Here is a 20,677-nt window from a genome sequence, read left to right on the forward strand (position 1 = left end):
TTCCCCTGGTCTATTGCCTAATTTACCTCCTATTTTTGCCCGATTTACCTCTTATAATTCTAGTGGAATACCTCTAATTTTGTCTCGTTCTCTTTGAGGGGAGACATCAGGATAGTGTCACCTGCTTCCAGGGTTTCAGGAGAAATAGTTGATCTTATATATTAATTTTATTTTATTATTACATGAAAAACAATTTGTTACATTGGAGTCTCTGCTCCTTGCTTTTCTTCACTTCATGTGCGGACGACTACAAGTTTGTCAATGAAGGGATACCTCCAAAAGCTTTTGATCCGAATCAGCCTGTAATCGTATCTCTGATCGAACCTGATTCCGGTGTTTACAACACTCAGTTTGTTATCTCCGGAAAAAACTTTGGAACGGACCTGTCCCGCATAAAAGTATATTTCGGAGAGAAAGACACTGCGAGACTAATCAGCTCTAACGGAGATTGTATTTACGGTATGACTCCTAAGCAAAATGACGGACAGAACAAGGTGTCTGTAGTGATCGGCTCGGAGTACAAAGGCGAACTGCCCTCTCTGTTCAAGTATACCAGGATGGAGCAGATTACGACCATAACCGGAACCGGTAATACCGGTGAAAATGCAGACGGTACATTGGCTGAGGCTAAATTCAGAGTAATACGCGGAATGTGTATGATAGCTGACGATAATATACTTGTAAGCACCGATCAGACCAATGTGCGGCTGGTTTCTGAGAAAGAGAACCGAGTTACGACCATTTGTTCGGGAATAAAATTCGGCGGTTTGGGTGCTACCAAAAATCGTGAAACAGCTTATGGCATCCAGTATGACGGCACACACGCTGTTTACGCTTTCAATCGGGCAAAAGGATGGCAGATGTCGAAGATACTGAATACTCTGGGTACGGAGGTAACGGGAAGAGTGGCTGACTGTGTTTTAAGCGATGACGATCAGTTCCTTTATTTTTGTGATACCAGCGGTAAATTCGGCAGAGTCAATTTGGAAAGCCTTGAAGTGGAAATACTCAATGCTGAATTAGGAAACCTGGGGGGACTTACCAGTTGGTGTTTTATAGCGAGGGATAAAGTAAATGACTGCTTCTATGTATCTGCCAATCTAAGTAATAAAATCCTGAAGATTTCTTCCGATGGCAAGTCTTTTGAGGATTATATTGGTAACGGAACAAACGGATTTATGGACGGGAACAGAGAAGATGCCATGATGAGTACAGTTACAGGTCTTGCAGTAGATGATTCGGGCGTATTGTACTTTCTCGATACAGGAAACGGTTTATTAAGGAAATTGGAGGATGGCATCGTATCAACTGTCGCAGGGCGTAAGGGAAATCTGGCTGTTGTTGACGGAAAACCCTTGGAATCATCGTTAAAATGGCCTTATGATCTCGGCTTTGACTCAAACGGATCTCTGTATTTTGTTGAATGTAACGCAGGTATGGTCCGGAAATTTACCATTCAGTAAATCTAATACCAGATAGATATGAAATTGACAATAAATGTAATCATGATGTTGCTGCTCTTTGTGTGTTCTGCCACCATATCAGCACAAACCAATGAAAAAGGTTATATGGTCGCCGGAACGGTGATGGACGAAAAGGGGGAAACGATTATCGGTGCCTCGATCACTGTAGACAAAGACCGTTCGAAAGGAACTGCAACAGATCTGGACGGTAAGTTTCGTCTGCAAGGTCTTTTTAAAGGTGAAGTACTGACTGTTACTTTTATAGGCTATAAGCCTTATAGCTATAAAGTGACGATGAGTAAGGAGAATATTAAGATTGTGCTGGAACCACAGGTCAGCGATTTGGATGAGGTTGTCATTGTGGGCGAGGGAAGCCAGAAGAAGATTTCCCTTACGGGTGCGGTTACCACTATCGAGCCTGCGGCATTAGATGTGCCGGCTACTTCTGTATCCAATATGCTGGGTGGTAACGTTCCCGGCATCATCGCTGTGACCCGAAGCGGAGAACCGGGTAGTGACTTTTCCGAATTCTGGGTACGCGGTATTGGTACATTTGGTGCCAATTCCTCCGCATTGATTTTGATAGACGGTGTAGAAGGTGATATGAATCAACTTGACCCGGCGGATATTGAAAGCTTTTCGGTACTGAAAGATGCTTCGGCAACAGCCATTTACGGAGCACGCGGAGCCAATGGCGTAGTAGTGGTGAAGACCAAGCAGGGAAAAGCGGGGAAACTCCGTATTAACTATAAATCAAGTATCACATTGAGCGAATCTGCACGTATGCCTGAGTATTGCGATGCCTATACGTATGCGTTACTGGCTAATGAAGCAAAACTGAGCAGGGGAGATGATCCGCTTTACAGTGCTCTTCAGTTAAGACTGTTTCAGACAGGGCTTGATCCGGACCTTGCTCCGAATACCAACTGGCGTGATGTGATTCTGAGAGACCGTGTATGGCAGAATCAGCATTATTTCAGTGTTTCCGGTGGCGGTACGAACGCACGGTATTTTATGTCGCTCAGTATGCAGAATAAGGATGCCGTTTTCCGTCCCGACAAGTCTGCCAACAAATATGATCCCAACATCAATTATCAGAAGTACTCTTTTCTGACCAAAGTTGATGCCAATTTAACAAAGAAAACAAGATTGGGGCTGAAGCTTTACCAAGTAATGACTAACCAGAACTCACCGGGATTGGGAAATAACAGTGCGTTATGGAATGCGCAGGCAGCATTGACACCTGTATCGCTGCCGGTGAAATATTCCACAGGTCAGCTGGCGTCGAAAGGAGCCAATGCGGAGTCTGGCTATGAGCTGTTGTCTCCTTATGTACAGTTGAACTATACAGGTTTCACAGAGACCCGTAATCTGACTACCAACTTGATGGTGGATTTGAGTCAGGATTTGGATTTTATTACGAAAGGACTGAAGGTTAGAGGCTTATTCTCCTTCACCACCAACTCTGAATTTTATACTACACGTTCTAAAATGCCGGATCTGTATTGGGCGAACGGAAGAAATGCCCAAGGCACACTGGTCATGACGAAACAGGTGGAAAAGAAGGACCTGTCATTATCAAGGTCTACGGATACCGACCGTACCTATTATTGGCAGTTGAATGCGGATTATGACCGTACGTTTGGTGATCATGCCATAAGCGGACTGCTCCACTTTTACCTGCAGAGCAGAACGAAATCAAAAGACTCGGACGAAGACAAGAACGTCAGCGCCGTTCTGAAACCTATCCCCAGACGTTATGAGGCGCTTTCGGGACGTGTAACTTACAACTACAAACAGATTTACTTTGCCGAATTCAATATCGGATATACAGGCTCCGAACAATTCCCGAAAAATAAACGCTTCGGATTTTTCCCGGCAGTATCCGGAGGATGGATTCCCTCTCAATATGCTTGTTTGCAAGAGGCACTTCCTTTCCTTGATTATCTGAAGATACGTGCTTCTTATGGACTTGTCGGTAACGACCGTATCGGTGGTACACGTTTCCCATATCTGACAACAGTCACCAGCACAGGTGATGGCGGCTGGGGAACAGGCGGTATTCGGGAAGGACAGTTAGGTACTGACGGACTTGTCTGGGAAAAAGCGAAGAAGTTTGATGTCGGTGTGGATATCAACCTGTTCAATAATAAATTCTCGCTGACTGTTGACTACTTTAAAGATCGCCGTACTGACATTTTCCAGCAGCGTGTCACTGTACCGGAAGAAGCCGGTTTCATCTCTATGCCGTGGGCCAATACAGGTTCGATGGAAAGCTGGGGTATGGATGGAAACTTCAGTTTCAAACAGGATTTTGGAAAAAACTGGCGGGCTACCATACGTGGTAACTTTACTTTCTCGCGCAACAAGGTATTGCATTACGAGGAGTCTGATATACACTATCCTTATCAATCGAGAATCGGATATCCGAGCGGAGTACAGAGGGGATATATAGCCGAAGGCTTGTTCAGAGACTGGGAAGATATAGAGTCCAGTCCTAAGCAAAACTTTGAGAGTAAAGTATATCCGGGCGATATCAAGTATGTGGATGTAAATGCTGATGGTGTGATTGATGTGGACGATAGAGTACCTTTGTCTTTCTCTAATGTACCGGAGATTCAATACGGTTTTGCCGGAGAAGTGAGCTGGAAAAACCTGACTCTCGGAATGCTGTTCGAAGGAACAGGACATAGTACTTACTTTTTGGGAGGTACAGGCTATTACCCTTTCAGTGGCGGTTCGACAGGAAACCTGCTGACAATCGTGGCAGATCAGAATAACCGCTGGACTCCGCGTGAAATATCGGGTACGGCAGCCACAGAGAATCCGAATGCTCGTTTCCCGCGTATGACTTATGGCAGTAATAAGAACAATAATCAGGCATCAACATATTGGTTGGCAGACAACAGCTATTTGCGTTTCAAAGAACTGAATATACGCTATACCTATCGCAACCCCTGGCTGCAGAATGTACTGGGTGTCAGTTCAATGAGCCTGTCGTTCATTATGCATAATATTTGTACATGGGACAGCATCAAGCTGTGGGACCCGGGACAGGCATCTGCGAACGGTGCTGCTTATCCTATTCAGCGCACTTATTCAATGCAATTGAGTTTGAACTTTTAAAATTGAACGAATTATGAAATTAAGGAATATAATGATGGCGGGTGTTTTTATGGCGTCTGCGATTTCAACCACTTTCACATCTTGTGAGTCTTTCCTGGATATTGATGAATATGTATATGATATGACGAGCCTTGACTCTATTTTTACGAGAAAGAGTCAGCTTGAGAAGTATATCAGTGCTGCAGCCAATAACTTCCCTGCTTTTGACAACGTATGGAAATCGACTCCATTGCCTTTGGGATTCGCATCCGATGAAGCGTTCGCATCTATCAAGGAAAGTGAAAAGGATTCATGGAAAGGTCTCTTTTTTGCGATGGGGCAGATGGTAGACAAATATAGCAACGACTTTTTCCGTTGGGGAGAACTCTATGTATCTATCCGAATGGCGAATATTGTGATTGCCCGGATCGGAGAGTGTACGGATATTACAGATTTTGAAAGACGTGACTTCCTGGGCCGTGCTTACTTTATCCGTGCTTATAGCTATTACACTCTGGTGATGCAGTATGGTCCTGTGCCTATCGTTCCCGATCAGGCTTTTCCTACCAATGCGAGTGTAGATCAGATGTCTTATCCGAGAGCTACTTACACCGAATGTGTGGAAAAGATATGCAGTGATTTCGAGCAGGCAGCTTCTTTGCTGAAGGCAGCGGACGAACGCGATGCGTCAACCTATCGCATCCCTACGTCCGGAGCTGCATTAGCTCTGATGTCACGTGTACGGCTTGAAGCGGCAAGCCCCTGGTTCAATGGAAATAAATACTATTATGACTTCCTGAGAAGCTCGGACAATCAGCCCTATTTCCCTCAGAATTATGACTCGCATAAGTGGGCTGTCGCAGCAGTTGCCGCCAAAAGAGTGATTGATTTGAATTTGTACAACCTTTACACAGTTCGCAGTACGGCATACACACCTGAATTGCCGGCCAATACTTATGACCTCAAATTCAATAACAAAAACAATAAATTCCCGGAAGGCCCTCATGGTATAGATCCGCTTAAATCTTACAGGGATATGTTCACGGGAGAAGAAGAGGGATTCAGCATCTCCGAATTTATCTGGACCAAGAGTCAGACGGAAAACAATACCAGACTTGTTTTCCCTTATGCGATGGACGGTACGAATGCTATCAGTGTGAATGGAGAGTTGGCGGATGCATACCGCATGATAGACGGACGGGATATCAATGCTTCCAGTGCTGAATATCCTTATCCAACGGAAGAAAAGGCATGGCAACCCATCAGTAATCTGGATGATGCACAGAAAACCTTGCTGGGAACCTCCTTCTCAGGATTCGACCTGGATCCTGAAATGGCACAGATGGATTACAACCGTGAGATGCGTTATTATGCTACGATAGGATTCAACCATAGAATATGGCCGGCTTCTTCTTACAATGGTCCTGACCCGGCGAATAAAAAAGCGTTGAAAGTGACTTATTATAGCGATGGAACGGGCAAACCCGATCAATACCAAAAAGAGACGGTCTGTGTCACCGGCTATACTTGCGTGAAGTATGTCAATGAAATGGATTCCCCCGCAGGAAGCGGGAAAGTATTATCTAAAAGTTTTCCGCTTATCCGCTATGCTGAAATCCTGCTGAATTATGTAGAAGCGATGAATGAGATGGGAGATGGTGATAACTACACTGACGAAACGACCGGAATATCTGTGTCACGCAATAAGGAAGAAATGCGTAAATATTTCAATATGATACGTTATCGTTCCGGTCAGCCGGGCATCACCGACGAAGAACTGGATAATCCTGAAAAGATGAGAGAGGCCATCAAGCGCGAAAGACGAATAGAACTGGCATTTGAAGGACGGCGCGCATACGACCTCCGCCGTTGGGGAGATTTGGTAAAAGCGACAAGCAGGCCCTTTACCGGTATGAATATAAAGGCGATGAAGAAAGATCGTAAGAACTACTATATGCGTACGATTGTCACTGAGTCGGATTGTAAGTTCTCCAAGTTCAATATAACCCAACGGATGAATTTCTATCCTATTCGTCAAGGTATTATCGACAAGAATCCGCGGATAGACCAGAATCAAGGTTATTAAATGAAAACAGAGAAGTGATTCAAGAAAAGATAATTCAAATAGAATAAAAGATATGAAACAATATAATAATGACTTTATTCGACTGATGCTGGGTGGACTTTTATGTTTGTTCGTGTCGGCTTGCGTGAGCGACCCTTTGGCTGACGAGCAATATACTAAAAAGTTGACTTTAGTAGGTGCACAAGATGAGTTGCAGGAGAAAGAGGTAAAATATGGAAGTGACGGAGAGTTCTTCGTTACCGTCTATTGTGGCGGAACAAAGATGCACGAAGATGACGTGACAGTGACTTTGGGAGAAGCAGATCAAAGTAACATCGATAATTACAACTATAAAAACGTGCTGGAAGGCGAAATCGAATATGTGGCGCTGCCTAAAGACTGGTATACGATTCCTTCCTACACAAGCGTCATTAAGGCCGGCGAACGTTATGTGCGGTTCCCCGTACGTGTAGATACCGAAAAAATAGATACAGATGCACGGTATTTGATTCCTTTGAAGATCGTAGACTCAAGCCCTTATCCTGTGAACGAACAGGCTGACACAGTGTTGCTGGTGAAGGTGAAAATGATCAATGACTATTCGGGCAATTATATGATGAAGGGCACCGAGTATCCGATGAAAAATGGAACTCCAGATTTGTTAAGCGGGACTCCGATAGAAATAGCCCGGACTCTGACAGCAGTGGATGAAAACACGGTTCGTTTCTTCCATAAGTCGGTCAACGAAGAAATGCCCAATCTGGATGATAACGGTATTACTCTGACGGTGGATAAGAGCACCGGAAAAGTGAGTGTCAGACCTTGGAAGAGTTTGCCAGTTGTAGAAAATAGCGGAAGTGGTACCTATCAAGTCATATCGGGAAACTACGGAATCAATACACGGAGATATGTGATAGAGTATAATTATATCAATAGTAGCAATAAGGAAATGTATGTTTCTGTGACATTGGAGACTTCTGAAAATTAAAAGACTTCATTGTCCGAACGGTCTGTTTTAAAAACAACTAATTTGTATATGATAAAATTTAAAAAGTTACTTTGGTTATTCTTTTTGAGTCTGTTTTTTCTGAATGTATATGGGCAGGAAGCTCCTTATACATTCAGGAATCCCGTTCTGCCGGGTTTTAATCCCGATCCCTCAGTTTGTCGGGTAGGTGATGACTATTATCTGGTCACTTCTTCTTTTGTCTGCTATCCAGGGCTTCCCGTTTATCATAGCAAAGACTTGGTCAATTGGGAACTGATCAGCTATGCCCTCAATCGCCCCGATTGGATCGATTTCAGCGGGATAAATGATAACGATGGCATCTGGGCGCCTACTTTACGTTATCATGATGGCAAGTTCTATCTGATTACTACAGCTTATCACTGTGGCGGGAATTTCTATATCACAGCTACGGATCCGCACGGTCCGTGGTCCGATCCAGTGTGGCTGAAAGAAGCCCCCGGTATAGATCCGTCACTCTTTTGGGATGACGACGGCCGGTGCTACTATACTGGCAACCGCTGGGATCTCAAAAATAACTGGCCGGCGCAATGTTCTGTGTGGACACAGGAACTGGATCTGAAAGAAGGGAGGCTGACAGGTCCGATGAAGATTCTTTCTACCGGACATGCCTATAATGCCCAGTATGCGGAGGGACCTCATCTCTATAAGATTAACGGACAGTATCTGTTGCTGATGTCCGAAGGTGGATCGGGGCGTAACCACGCCTTGACAGTGCATCATAGCAAGTCGGTAATGGGGCCGTATGTTGCCGGACTTGTCAATCCGGTGCTTACCACGCGCCACATGGGGAGCGAATACTGTTATCAGAATTTCGGGCATGCCGACTTGGTACAGACGCAGAACGGCGAATGGTGGGCAGTGTTTCTGGGTAACCGTAACATTGACGGTTTTTTTCCGTTAGCTCGTGAGACATTCCTGTGCAAAGTGAAGTTTGACGGACAGACCCCCATTTTTAATCCGGGGAAAGGAAGTGATGTAAGCGAATTACAGCGCCCCGATCTGCCTTGGACGCCCGTAGCTCCCACGCACCCTAGAGATGAGTTCGATGCCGATTCTTTGGATATGAAATGGCATTTTGTGCGGATTCCGTCGACCAGGTTTTATCAGTTGAAGAAAGGCAGACTGGCATTATCTCTGCGTCCGCAAGTAATCGATAGTCTGACGAATGCTGCCATGATAGTTCGCCGTGTAGAACAACCGGATTATGTAGCAATGACCCGACTGGAATTTAAGGCGAAGAAGGAAAACGAATCTGCCGGACTGGTGCTCTACCGCACGGCAAACGGTTACTATTCTTTGCTAAGGACAAAGGCAGGCATTCGCCTGGTGAAGAAGCATCTTGGAAAGAAAGAGATCGTTGCGGAGATGCCGTACGATCAGAAGGCAGTTTGCCTGAAAATCACAGTCAGGGGGATGGAAGCCGTATTCAGCTTTGGTGAAACACCAGATACATTGACCACCATTGGTGGCGGGCAAAGTCTGGTTCCTGTAGCGGACAACAAATTCAATAAGTTCAATGGTACCTGTGTAGGTATGTATGCCACGAGCAATGGGGACGTTTCCGGAAATCAGGCATTATACGATTGGTTCGAACTACTATATTAACATCAAATTTCCGCAGGACTTGACAAAGGCTTTTTTTTGTTGTATATTTGCAGGTGTCATACAGACTATAAAGTAACAACCCATAAAGAAATAAAACAAAATGTACCATGTCAATCATCGAAACCAAACAGGAGAAATAGTGTGATATTATAACAAAATACACAGGGGATCTTATGCAAATCAGCATATCTGTGAACCGCTGCTAAGCTTAAGGCTGCAACCTTTTATAGGGTTTGCAGCCTTTTTTGTTGCATAAAATCAAAAGATATATGCTTAAAAGGCGTATTTGAGTTTATAATAAACGGGGGGACCGTTTATTATAAACGATGAAACTATTTATTATAAACTCAACTGCGATTTTAGTATTAAGGGTAAAAAGTTTTCTATACGTCAGAAGAGGCCGTAGAGAGTTTTCTTTTATTTGACTCTGCATACTGCGAATTATTGTAACACAATAATCTTTTACCTTATTGCCCGATTTACCCCCTATATCTGCCCGATTTACCTCCTGTCTCATTGTGCTCTTCTCTCTATTTTTGTGCATTAAATATTCTTATTCTTTTTAATGATGAAGTATGCTGCATGATATGCACGGCGGAGGTGAAAAGTGCGTGGCTGCTTTGCGGGATGTTGTTTTGAAGAAGAATAGTACAATATTCCATGCTTGTTGTACTATTCTCCATAGGAATATAGATAGTTAAGCGTAAATTTGTAATTTGATTGTGCCTTATATTTTTTATAAGAATTTATAGAAGAATATCATGAAATACTGGATGTTATTGTTTGCCTTTTTGTGGGTATCTTACGGAACGGGCATGGCCCGGAAAACGGAAAAAGTAGTAAATAACGGAATTCCCTGGTTTGACGACAGGGGAGAGATTGTCAATGCGCACGGTGCCTGCATTGTGGAAGAGAATGGCAGATATTATCTTTTCGGAGAATATAAGTCGGACAAAAGCAATGCTTTTCCGGGTTTCAGTTGCTATTCGTCTGATGACCTGGTGAACTGGAAGTTCGAACGTGTTGTTCTGCCGGTGCAGCCAAGCGGAATTCTTGGCCCTAATCGTGTAGGCGAGCGTGTGAAAGTCATGAAATGCCCTTCTACCGGCGAGTATGTGATGTATATGCATGCGGACGATATGAACTATAAAGATCCCCATATCGGCTATGCTACCTGCAGCACTATAGCAGGTGAATATAAACTTCACGGACCTCTGTTGTATGAAGGCAAGCCCATTCGCCGCTGGGATATGGGGACTTATCAGGATGCGGACGGTACCGGATATTTGCTGTTGCACGGAGGAATTGTCTATCGTTTGAGTAAAGACTACCGTACGGCAGAGGAAAAAGTGGTATCGGGAGTGGGCGGTTCTCACGGAGAGTCTCCGGCAATGTTTAAAAAAGACGGTACATATTTCTTCTTGTTCTCCAATCTGACCAGCTGGGAAAAGAATGATAATTTCTACTTTACAGCCCCTTCCGTCAAAGGGCCGTGGACCAGACAAGGTTTGTTTGCTCCCGAAGGAAGCCTGACCTATAATTCACAGACCACTTTTGTGTTTCCTTTAAAGTGTGGCGAAGATACGATTCCGATGTTTATGGGCGACCGCTGGTCTTATCCGCATCAGGCTTCGGCCGCCACCTATGTGTGGATGCCTATGCAGGTGGATGGCACAAAACTTTCTATTCCGGAATACTGGCCTTCCTGGGACATTGATAAGTTGAAACCCGTAAATCCTCTGCGCAAAGGAAAAACCGTCGATTTAAAGCAGATAACGTTCAGTAAAGAAGCTGACTGGAAAGTGGAGGAAGGAAGAATATCTTCCAATGTAAAAGGAAGTACGCTGAGTATTCCCTTCAGTGGCTCTTGTGTGGCTGTTATGGGCGAAACGAACTGTCATAGCGGATATGCGCGTATGAATATCCTCGATAAGAAAGGGGAGAAAATATATTCTTCACTGGTCGATTTCTATAGTAAGGCGAATGATCATGCAATGCGTTTTATGACTCCCCAATTGGCAAAAGGAGAATATACACTAGTGATTGAAGTTACGGGCATCAGCCCCACATGGACTGATAAAACGAAGAGAATTTATGGCAGCGACGATTGCTTTGTGACCATTACTGATATTGTAAAATTGTAATATTTATGAAAAATAGAATCTTATTTTCCGTCTTTGCTTTGGTAGCAGTGACCTTGTTCGCTCAAGGTAAACAAAAAGATTTTGTCTTGCAGTCCGGTCAACCGGTTGTGATAGCTTGCAGCGGTTCGGAAGCACCGGTGGTGCATACTTCGCTGGATTTGTTGTCCCGTGACCTTCAGACTGTATTGTCGGCAACTGCCCATGTAGACACAAACACCGGAAACATCATAGTAGGAACGATCGGACAGAGCAAGCTGATTGAGCAGGCAGGTATCGATATTTCCGCATTAAAAAACAAAAAGCAGGCTTTCCTGCTCACCGTCTCAGAAGATGGAAAGCTGGTAGTAGCCGGCAGCGACAGTCACGGTACAGCCTACGGCATACTTGAAATATCCCGTTTGCTAGGCGTTTCCCCTTGGGAATGGTGGGCGGATGTGACTCCGGAGAAAAAAGAGACATTCCGCCTTTCGGGCAAGTTTAGAGAGTTGCAGTCTCCTTCTGTGGAGTATCGGGGCATCTTTATTAATGATGAAGACTGGGGACTGATGCCTTGGAGTAACAAGACTTACGAACCGTCGGACGTGAAAGGAGAAATCGGACCGCGTACCAACGAACGTATTTTTGAATTGCTGCTTCGCTTGCGGGCCAATACCTACTGGCCTGCCATGCACGAGTGTACCCTTCCTTTCTTTCTGACGAAGGGCAATCGGGAAGCAGCGAAAAAGTATGGCATCTTTATGGGAGCTTCCCACTGCGAACCGATGGCGTGCAGTGCTGCCGGCGAATGGAGAATACGTGGAAAAGGAGCATACGATTACGTGAATAACAGTCCGGCCGTTTATCAGTTTTGGGAAGATCGTGTGAAAGAAGTTGCCGGACAAGAGATACTTTACACGCTGGGTATGCGTGGCGTTCACGATGGAAAGATGCAGGGAGCCAAGACGGTAGAAGAACAGAAAGCCGTCCTGGACCGGGTGTTTGTTGACCAGCGCGGCTTGCTCGAAAAGTACGTGAATAAAGACGTAACACAAGTGCCGCAGGTCTTTATTCCTTATAAGGAAGTGCTCGATATTTATCATGCGGGGCTGCAAGTACCCGAAGACGTGACCTTGATGTGGTGTGATGATAACTACGGCTATATCCGCCATTTCCCCACTGCCGAAGAGCGTGCCCGTAAAGGCGGCAACGGAGTCTATTATCATGTTTCCTACTGGGGACGCCCGCACGATCATTTATGGTTGAGCACCATGAGTCCATCGCTCATTTATCAACAGATGAAGCAGGCTTACGATCAGGGAATACAAAAAATGTGGATACTGAACGTCGGCGACATCAAACCTGCCGAGTATCAGATTGAGCTGTTCATGGATATGGCATGGAATCTGGATAAGGTATCTTCCGAAGGAGTGACCGCACATCTGAAACATTGGCTGGAACGGGAACTGGGAACCTCTTGTGCAAAGGCCATCCTTCCCGTTATGCAGGAACATTATCGCTTGGCACATATCCGCAAACCCGAATTTATGGGAAATACACGGGAGGAAGAAAAGAATCCGGTCTATCGGGAAGTGAAAGACTTGCCGTGGAGCGAAAGGGAGATAAACGAACGTCTGAATGCTTACAGCCAACTTTCGGAAATGGTAGAGAAAGCTGCTTCTAAAGTACCCGCCGACAGACAGAGCGCTTACTTCGAACTGGTGAAATATCCCGTACAGGCTGCGACACAAATGAATCGCAAACTGTTATACGCCCAATTGGCACGCCACGATAAGGAAGACTGGGAAAAGAGTGATGCCGCTTACGACAGCATTGCTGCACTGACTCAACATTATAACTCATTGGAGAATGGGAAATGGAATCGCATGATGGACTTCAAACCCCGCAAGCTCCCTGTATTCAACCGTGTGGAAAGAAATGCGGCTACTGCTCCGATGACAGCGGACCGTAAAGCAGCCTGTCAATGGAATGGGGCGGAGGCAAAGAAGGGCAACGCTATTGTCTGCGAAGGTTTGGGATATGAAGGCAAAGCCGCAGAGATAAGAAAAGGCGATGCGCTGACTTTCTCTTTCGGTAATCTGAAAACGGACTCGGTAGAGGTGGATATCCGGTTACTTCCCAATCATCCGGTGCAGGACGATAAGTTGCGTTTCTCGGTTTCTCTGGATGGTGCCGAGCCTGAAGTGATAGCGTACGAAACGAAGGGGCGCAGCGAGGAATGGAAAGAGAACGTGCTTCGTAATCAGGCAATCCGGAAAATCGTACTTCCCGTTCTGGGCAGGAAATCACATCAATTGGTCATCAAGGCATTGGATGAGGGAGTGATACTGGATCAGGTAATGCTTTATGAGGTGAATTAGATATAATTCTATATTTTATAGTTTCAGACTGGCTGGGTCAGTCAGTCTGAAATACACTGTTTATTGTCCCGGCTTGATAATCAACCGCAGTACAAACCAAGCGTGATGTGCTGCGGTACTTATCCATCCATAATGTTTTGCCATAATGCGGAACCGTTCTTTAAGAGAAGCCTTCCGGTTCTGCGTAGTCATTCCTTCATCCAGATAGTCGATGATTGTCAGGTGCGTATTGTGCAGGGTACGCGCCTTTTTCATGATGCGGATGCACCAGTCGAAATCAGCGGAGTACCGGTAGTTTAAGTCATAAGGTTCCATCAGCGTATGTCTGGCAAAGAAAGCCTGATGGCAGACTAACATTCCTTGTTTGAAACTCTTCCAGTCCAGCTTTTTGGGCGTGGAAAGGCGGCGCATATGCAGAAAGTGCCTGTCTTTGTCAACAATCGCAGTTTCCCCGTAGATGACGTCGGGGAGAACACTCCCATGAATGCTGTGCACCATTTGCTGCAAGGTGTCGTCTTCGTGAAAGCAGTCGCCCGCATTCAGGAAACAGAGATAGTCGCCGCTGGCAAGGGAGATCGCCTTGTTCATGGCATCGTACAATCCTTTGTCCGGTTCGCTGACGACGGTAGTTATCCGTGAGCGGTATCTGTCGATGATAGAGAGAGTACCGTCTTTGGAGGCTCCGTCCACAATGATGTATTCTACGTGGTGGTAAGTCTGCGAGATAACACTTTGGATGGTATCTTCCAGTACTTTCTCGGCATTGTAGGTCACCGTGATAATCGAGAACTTGGGAGTAGGATGGACACTATGCATATTTCCCTGTTATTTTGTTGTAAACGTCCGTGTACTTCTTCGCTATGATACTTTCCGAATAGTTGCCTATGGCTTTGCGGCAGGCTTGTGCGGAAAGTTCCGCATATTCGGGTTCCGTCAGTACCCAATGGATGCCGTTGGCCAGATCTTCGGAAGACTTGCGCTGAGCTACGTATCCGTTGTGCAGATGATCGATCATTTCCGGTATGCCTCCGGTGTTGAAACCGACGCAGGGCACACCGCAGGACATTGCTTCCATCACCATATTCGGCAGATTCTCTTCGAGAGAAGGGATGGCGAAGAGGTCTACGGCATTGTATATATCCACCAACTCATGCTCATTCTTAATATAAGGAAGCGGATAGACGCGGAAAGGAATCAGGTCTTGCAACTGCTGCGACTGGTTGCCGAAAACAACCACGCCCAATGAGTCTTTCCATTCCGGATGTTTCTCTGCCAGCAGTTTGCAGGCTTCAATCAGATAGTCGATACCCTTTCGCTTGTCTGTGATCTTGACAGAACCGAAAAGAATGAGCTTCCCTTCCTGCGGCAGCCTGCATTTTCTGCGGGCTTCCTGCTTATTGTGAGGCTTGAACAGATTCGTGTTGATGGCGTTCGGGATACTGATAACCGTTTGTCCGGTGAGCAGTCCGCTGACTTTGGCCTTCTCCGCCAGCCAGCGGCTACAGCCTACAAACGTGATGGATGCCTGACTATAAATTTCTTTCTTCTTCCGGAAGATTCGGGTAGATAAGTCCTTCTTGCCTCCTCCTCCGTAGATGTAAGGGCAGTGGTGGCATTCCTGTTCGTAGTTTCTGCATTCGCGTGCATAATGGCAGATGCCGGTGCAGGGCCACATATCGTGCATGGTCCATACTACAGGTTTGCCGGAAGTCAGAATCTTGCGGATGGTGTTGAGTGACAGCATCCCTTGGTTGATCCAGTGCAGATGGATGACATCTGCCTGCTGAAATTCGGGAAGCGAAGTGATGTCCGTACCGGTATTGGCGATATCTACGGCGAAGAGATCATTCTTCTTGAAACGGTTGGCTTTCCAGATGACGATGCGTTCCCACATGAATTTCCATACGTGCAGCCAACTGCGCTTTAGGCCGACGACGCTGATTTGGTCTGTTTGTTTGTCACGTACCAACATTTTCGCCTTGATGCCGTTGTTCTTAAGCGATTCCATCAGTCGTCCGGCAGCGACAGCCGCACCACCTATTCGTTCGGAAGTATTGATGATTAGTACCCTCATGCTTTCAAAATGTTTGCACAAAAGTAGTGGTTTTCAGTGAAAATCCGTACAAAGTCACATATTATTTGTACTTTTGCCACACTTATTAATAAGGAGATATTGAACATGAAAAAGGTTGTGTTTTTAGGATTAGGGTATATCGGCCTTCCTACGGCAGCCGTTGCTGCCGCTCACGGTTTCGAAGTCATAGGAGTAGATGTCAATCCTTCTGTGGTGGAAACGATCAACCAGGGAAAGATACATATTGTAGAACCTGAACTGGGTCAGGTAGTCAGGGACGTAGTGCAGAGTGGAAAGTTACGGGCAGTATGCAAGCCGGAAGCGGCGGATGCTTTCTTTATCGTAGTGCCTACCCCATTCAAGCAGAACCATCGGGCGGACATCACCTATGTGGAGGCGGCCACCCGTTCCGTGATCCCTTATCTGCAGGAGGGTAACCTGTTTGTCATCGAATCCACTTCTCCGGTATATACCACCGAACGTATGGCGGAAGTGATCTATAAAGAACGTCCCGAACTGAAAGGGAAGATACATATCGCTTATTGTCCCGAACGCGTATTGCCGGGAAATACATTATACGAACTGGTGCACAACGATCGCGTGATAGGCGGCATCGATCCGGCATCCACCGAAAAAGCCATTGAGTTTTATTCCGCTTTCGTACAAGGCAAACTGCACGGCACCAATGCCCGCACGGCAGAGATGTGCAAACTGACGGAGAACTCCTCCCGCGACTCACAGATCGCCTTTGCCAACGAACTCTCCATGATCTGCGACAAAGCCGGAATCAATGTATGGGAACTGATCGAACTTGCCAACAAGCATCCGCGTGTGAATATCCTTCAACCGGGCTGCGGAGTAGGCGGTCACTGCATTGCGGTAGACCCTTGGTTCATCGTATCCGACTATCCGGAACAGGCGCAGCTCATTAAGCGTGCCCGTGAAACGAACGATTACAAAGCGGACTGGTGTGCGAACAAAGTATTGGAAACCTGTCAGAAGTTTGTGGAACAGAACGAGCACGAACCGGTCGTTGCCTGCATGGGACTGGCTTTCAAACCGAATATCGATGACTTACGGGAATCTCCCGCCAAATATATCGCTTCCCGCATCATCTCCGAATCGAGAGCGGACGTGCTGATTATCGAGCCTAATATAAGCACTCATAAGAGCTTCCATCTGACAGATTATCGGGAAGCATACGAGAAAGCGGATATTATCGTCTGGCTGGTTCGCCACGATGTCTTCCTTGCATTGCCCAAAGAAGAAGGAAAGATAGAACTGGACTTCTGCGGCGTGAGACGATAAAATGTAGTTTAATTGCGAAGAGGTTGTATAGACTCTATTAAATAAAGCAGATGAAAAAGATATTGCTCGTTTTCGGTACCCGTCCCGAAGCGATAAAGATGGCTCCGCTTGTAAAGGCGCTCCAGAAAGATACGGAACATTTTGAGACACGTGTCTGCGTTACGGCACAGCACCGGCAGATGTTGGATCAGGTATTGGAAGTGTTCGGCATCACTCCCGAATATGACCTGAATATCATGGCTCCCAATCAGGACTTGTATGACATTACCGCTAAGGTACTCCTTGGACTGCGCGAAGTGCTGAAGGACTTCCGTCCCGATACCGTATTGGTGCATGGAGATACGACTACCTCGATGGCGGCATCCCTTGCGGCATTCTATATGCAGATACCTGTGGGGCACGTGGAAGCCGGGTTGCGTACCTATAATATGTTGTCTCCCTGGCCGGAAGAAATGAACCGTCAGGTGACAGACCGTATCTGCACTTACTACTTTGCACCGACGGAACAGTCAAGGGCAAATCTGCTGCAAGAGAATATAGATGCGAAGAAAATCTTTATTACCGGAAATACGGTGATCGATGCCCTGCTGATGGCGGTCGATATCATTTCCACCACCGCCGGTGTGAAAGAAAAGATGGCGAAGGAACTTCAGGAGAAAGGCTACACGGTAGGTGATCGTGAGTATATCCTCGTCACCGGACATCGTCGCGAGAACTTCGGAGATGGTTTCCTGCATATCTGCAAAGCGATCAAAGAACTGGCGGCTCTTCACCCGGAAATGGACATTGTCTATCCCGTTCATCTGAATCCTAATGTGCAGAAGCCAGTGTATGAACTGCTTTCCGGTCTGAGCAATGTCTATCTGATCTCTCCTCTGGATTACCTGCCCTTCATCTATGCCATGCAACATTCTACTCTGCTGCTGACGGATAGCGGCGGTGTGCAGGAAGAAGCCCCTTCATTGGGCAAACCCGTGCTGGTGATGCGGGATACGACCGAGCGTCCGGAAGCTGTTGAGGCGGGTACGGTGAAGCTGGTCGGCACGAATGCGGAGGCAATTGTCAGTAATGTCACTGCCCTGCTCCTTGATAAAGAAATGTATAAGCGGATGTCCGAAACGCATAACCCTTACGGTGACGGACAGGCTTGCGAAAGAATCATAGCTGCGCTCAGATGTTAACACATGAGTAGTCAGGTATTACATTTGATATGATAGGTATTAATATCTGAGAAGTTAGGTATTAATACTTGAGAAGCTGGTTAGCAATGCTTGCTGTGACATCTAATAATGCTTGAAACGAGATCTAAGAAGCATTGTTAATCACATACACTTCCCACTATTATTGTTTTTTTATTATTGGTTTATTTTACTATCATAAGTGCCGATATATAAAGTAATATAGGGCGAACCTTTTCTGCTTTTGCCCCATTTTTCCGCTTTCATCGCTTTCACCTTATAGAAAGACATTTCACTTTATCCGCATATAACATACAAACCTCCATAATTCTGTTATTATGAACTATTCGTATATTGTCATATCAGTCGGTTTATTAGGCAGTAACAATTTCAATATATTCCAAAGCAATTAATAGACTGTTATCAAGCTGAGATATGAAATTTCTAAAAAGAAATATCAGTGCTGTATGAAAGGAGGATATTATCGTACTTTTTGATAGTGTTTATTCGCTATAAATGGTTTTATTTTGTAGTGTCATTTTTAGAAAGCCGCTCTATTACAAAATAGGGATGAATGCTGAGAAGATGCTTTGTCTGCCGGTGCACGTGGATTTAAAAGATGATGAAATTAATCAAATTGACATGGTCTTGGCTGAATATCGTCGAAAATAGAAAAGTGTAAAATGGTAATAATCGGGAGTAAAGGATGTGCTAAGGAGATTTTGACAGCGCTCAAGTGGGATAATGTAGAAGAAACTGTATCTTTGTTTGACAATATAAATACAGATATTAGCGATGCATATTATGACTTTCCCATTATTAAATCCTGGAATGAACTGGAGCAACATCTGAAAACAGACAGTAAGGTTATTATTGGTGTCGGAGGTGGACAGCGTAGAGAGGTACTGGCACGAAAGATTGCCTGTCTTGGAGGAGTATTGACCACTTTTATCTCCCAAAAAGCCCTTGTGGGCGGGTATGACAATACTATCGAACCAGGTGTTGTGATTCTTTCGGGGGCAACTATTACTTGTAATGTAAGTATAGGGCAGGGGACATTTATCAATAAAAGCACTGTTATCAGTCATGACGTCCGTATTGGACGATATTGTGAAGTATCTCCCGGTGCAAAAATCTTGGGACGTGCCATTATCGGTGACAGGACGGAGATAGGTGCTAATGCGGTAATACTTCCTGATGTCATTGTCGGTGCTGACTGCAAAATAGGTGCAGGCGCTGTAGTGACGCGAAATATCGACAGCCATACTACTGTTGCCGGAGTTCCTGCCCGTTCAATTACAAAAAACAGTAATAATGCTTTCAAGTTAAAGTCAAAGATAAGAAATTTATTGTACCATATACGAATTGCAGATTTTCGAAAGCTGAGAGAATATAATCATTACGTATTCGGAAAAAGGAAACTGATGTTCCTTGAGCTATTGTCACATAGTTGGATGTACGGTGCATCATTCGAAAACTACTACGAGTTGCAGTTCTTTAAGAAAAGCAGAACAGAATGTCGGCAGTATCTCACTTCTTCGTTACGTCATGAATTGACACGTCAAGTAAACGATCCCTGTGAAGCGTTAGTGTTAAAAGATAAAGTGCGTTTTTCCGAAGTTTTTGAGGACATTCTAGGGCGCCGGGTAATGACGTTTGATGAGATAAAAAGGCAAATGCATGATCCTTACTCCATATCCATAAATGAGGTCGTCATTAAACCCATAAAAGGACAAGCCGGTCAAGGGATTATTTTTCCGATGCAAAACTTTACATCATTGCGACAACTACATGACTATGTTATTTCTACTGTAAAAAAGCCGGATGAATATTTGTACGAAGAACGTATTATCCAACATAGCGCCCTGAATAAACTGAATCCGTCAAGTCTCAACACATTGAGAATTGTGACATATTATGATGAAAGTATAAATAAGGTCGATGTGTGGAGTGTTGTTTTACGTATAGGAATAAAGGCTTGCACAGACAACTTTGCTACAGGAGGAATTGCCGCCCTTGTTGATCATCGGGGTGTCGTCTGTCAACCTGCTATAATAAAACATCCGTCAGGAGAACGGTTTCATATACATCCTGTCAGTGGTGAAAAAATAACAGGTTGCATAATCCCATATTACGATCAGGCAATAGCATTAGCCAAACAAGCTGCTATGAGAATTCCGAAAGTGAGAAGTATCGGATGGGATGTTGCGATAACCGAAACCGGTCCTTATATGTTGGAAGGAAACGATAATTGGTGTATGACTTTATTTCAGTTGCCCGGCGGAGAAGGGTTGCGGCATTTGGCCAATTCGGTTTGCAATATGTTTTCTGTTTATGAATAGCATACA

At 45.2% G+C, this 20,677-nt stretch carries 12 protein-coding genes; 10 read left to right on the plus strand and 2 right to left on the minus strand.

Annotation, left to right across the window (positions count from 1 at the left end):
- The first annotated feature begins 182 nt into the window (after positions 1 to 182).
- The 7 genes from KTR07_RS04800 (at position 183) to KTR07_RS04830 (ending at position 13,769) form a co-directional block, all read left to right on the plus strand.
- Entirely contained in the window at positions 183 to 1,463 is a 1,281-nt protein-coding gene (locus tag KTR07_RS04800; RefSeq protein WP_113748049.1) for an IPT/TIG domain-containing protein, read from the plus strand.
- A gap of 18 nt (positions 1,464 to 1,481) precedes the next feature.
- Positions 1,482 to 4,589 (plus strand): TonB-dependent receptor, encoded by a 3,108-nt coding sequence (locus KTR07_RS04805; protein ID WP_113748050.1) that lies wholly within the window; start codon positions 1,482 to 1,484, stop codon positions 4,587 to 4,589.
- A 13-nt stretch (positions 4,590 to 4,602) separates the two neighbouring features.
- Positions 4,603 to 6,654, plus strand: a complete 2,052-nt coding sequence (locus KTR07_RS04810) for a RagB/SusD family nutrient uptake outer membrane protein (RefSeq protein WP_225659349.1) — start codon at positions 4,603 to 4,605, stop codon at positions 6,652 to 6,654.
- Between the two features lie 52 nt (positions 6,655 to 6,706).
- Complete coding sequence (locus tag KTR07_RS04815) at positions 6,707 to 7,621, plus strand: BT_3044 domain-containing protein (RefSeq protein ID WP_113748052.1); 915 nt, start codon at positions 6,707 to 6,709, stop codon at positions 7,619 to 7,621.
- Positions 7,622 to 7,669: 48 nt separating this feature from the next.
- Entirely contained in the window at positions 7,670 to 9,268 is a 1,599-nt protein-coding gene (locus KTR07_RS04820) for a glycoside hydrolase family 43 protein (RefSeq protein ID WP_113748053.1), read from the plus strand.
- A gap of 761 nt (positions 9,269 to 10,029) precedes the next feature.
- The gene (locus KTR07_RS04825; RefSeq protein WP_113748055.1) at positions 10,030 to 11,412 is read left to right on the plus strand and encodes a family 43 glycosylhydrolase; all 1,383 of its coding nucleotides are present in this window, start codon (positions 10,030 to 10,032) and stop codon (positions 11,410 to 11,412) included.
- A gap of 5 nt (positions 11,413 to 11,417) precedes the next feature.
- Positions 11,418 to 13,769, plus strand: coding sequence for a glycosyl hydrolase 115 family protein (locus KTR07_RS04830; protein ID WP_113748056.1), 2,352 nt, complete (start codon positions 11,418 to 11,420; stop codon positions 13,767 to 13,769).
- 60 nt (positions 13,770 to 13,829) lie between these two features.
- Here KTR07_RS04830 and KTR07_RS04835 read toward each other — a convergent pair whose 3' ends face one another.
- Both KTR07_RS04835 and KTR07_RS04840 read right to left on the minus strand, forming a co-directional pair.
- Positions 13,830 to 14,585 carry a glycosyltransferase family 2 protein gene (locus tag KTR07_RS04835; RefSeq protein ID WP_113748057.1) on the minus strand — a complete coding sequence of 252 codons (756 nt, stop codon included), beginning with the start codon at positions 14,583 to 14,585 and terminating at the stop codon, positions 13,830 to 13,832.
- Complete coding sequence (locus KTR07_RS04840; protein ID WP_032814124.1) at positions 14,578 to 15,843, minus strand: glycosyltransferase family 4 protein; 1,266 nt, start codon at positions 15,841 to 15,843, stop codon at positions 14,578 to 14,580. Before KTR07_RS04840 ends, KTR07_RS04835 begins: the two co-directional genes overlap by 8 nt.
- 105 nt (positions 15,844 to 15,948) lie before the next feature.
- On the opposite strand from KTR07_RS04840, the gene wecC reads away from it, so the two are divergent.
- The 3 genes from wecC to KTR07_RS04855 all read left to right on the plus strand — a co-directional run bounded on the left by wecC (position 15,949) and on the right by KTR07_RS04855 (position 20,671).
- Positions 15,949 to 17,151, plus strand: a complete 1,203-nt coding sequence (gene wecC / locus KTR07_RS04845; protein ID WP_061473052.1) for a UDP-N-acetyl-D-mannosamine dehydrogenase — start codon at positions 15,949 to 15,951, stop codon at positions 17,149 to 17,151.
- Between the two features lie 50 nt (positions 17,152 to 17,201).
- Complete coding sequence (gene wecB / locus KTR07_RS04850; protein WP_061472942.1) at positions 17,202 to 18,332, plus strand: non-hydrolyzing UDP-N-acetylglucosamine 2-epimerase; 1,131 nt, start codon at positions 17,202 to 17,204, stop codon at positions 18,330 to 18,332.
- A 680-nt stretch (positions 18,333 to 19,012) separates the two neighbouring features.
- Positions 19,013 to 20,671: a NeuD/PglB/VioB family sugar acetyltransferase gene (locus tag KTR07_RS04855; RefSeq protein WP_113748058.1), complete on the plus strand. Its 1,659-nt coding sequence runs from the start codon at positions 19,013 to 19,015 to the stop codon at positions 20,669 to 20,671.
- The last annotated feature ends 6 nt before the right edge of the window (positions 20,672 to 20,677 follow it).

The organism is Bacteroides sp. MSK.20.82, assembly GCF_019052485.1.
GTDB lineage: Bacteria > Bacteroidota > Bacteroidia > Bacteroidales > Bacteroidaceae > Bacteroides > Bacteroides thetaiotaomicron.

What these genes read in the sequence shown, in the direction of transcription:
- KTR07_RS04800 (WP_113748049.1), top strand. Translation starts at nt 183, where the DNA reads ATGAAAAACAATTTGTTACATTGGAGTCTCTGCTCCTTGCTTTTCTTC.
- KTR07_RS04810 (WP_225659349.1), top strand. Translation starts at nt 4,603, where the DNA reads ATGAAATTAAGGAATATAATGATGGCGGGTGTTTTTATGGCGTCTGCG.
- KTR07_RS04815 (WP_113748052.1), top strand. Translation starts at nt 6,707, where the DNA reads ATGAAACAATATAATAATGACTTTATTCGACTGATGCTGGGTGGACTT.
- wecB (WP_061472942.1), top strand. Translation starts at nt 17,202, where the DNA reads ATGAAAAAGATATTGCTCGTTTTCGGTACCCGTCCCGAAGCGATAAAG.
- KTR07_RS04805 (WP_113748050.1), top strand. Translation starts at nt 1,482, where the DNA reads ATGAAATTGACAATAAATGTAATCATGATGTTGCTGCTCTTTGTGTGT.
- KTR07_RS04840 (WP_032814124.1), bottom strand. Translation starts at nt 15,843, where the DNA reads ATGAGGGTACTAATCATCAATACTTCCGAACGAATAGGTGGTGCGGCT.
- KTR07_RS04830 (WP_113748056.1), top strand. Translation starts at nt 11,418, where the DNA reads ATGAAAAATAGAATCTTATTTTCCGTCTTTGCTTTGGTAGCAGTGACC.
- KTR07_RS04835 (WP_113748057.1), bottom strand. Translation starts at nt 14,585, where the DNA reads ATGCATAGTGTCCATCCTACTCCCAAGTTCTCGATTATCACGGTGACC.
- KTR07_RS04820 (WP_113748053.1), top strand. Translation starts at nt 7,670, where the DNA reads ATGATAAAATTTAAAAAGTTACTTTGGTTATTCTTTTTGAGTCTGTTT.
- wecC (WP_061473052.1), top strand. Translation starts at nt 15,949, where the DNA reads ATGAAAAAGGTTGTGTTTTTAGGATTAGGGTATATCGGCCTTCCTACG.
- KTR07_RS04825 (WP_113748055.1), top strand. Translation starts at nt 10,030, where the DNA reads ATGAAATACTGGATGTTATTGTTTGCCTTTTTGTGGGTATCTTACGGA.
- KTR07_RS04855 (WP_113748058.1), top strand. Translation starts at nt 19,013, where the DNA reads ATGGTAATAATCGGGAGTAAAGGATGTGCTAAGGAGATTTTGACAGCG.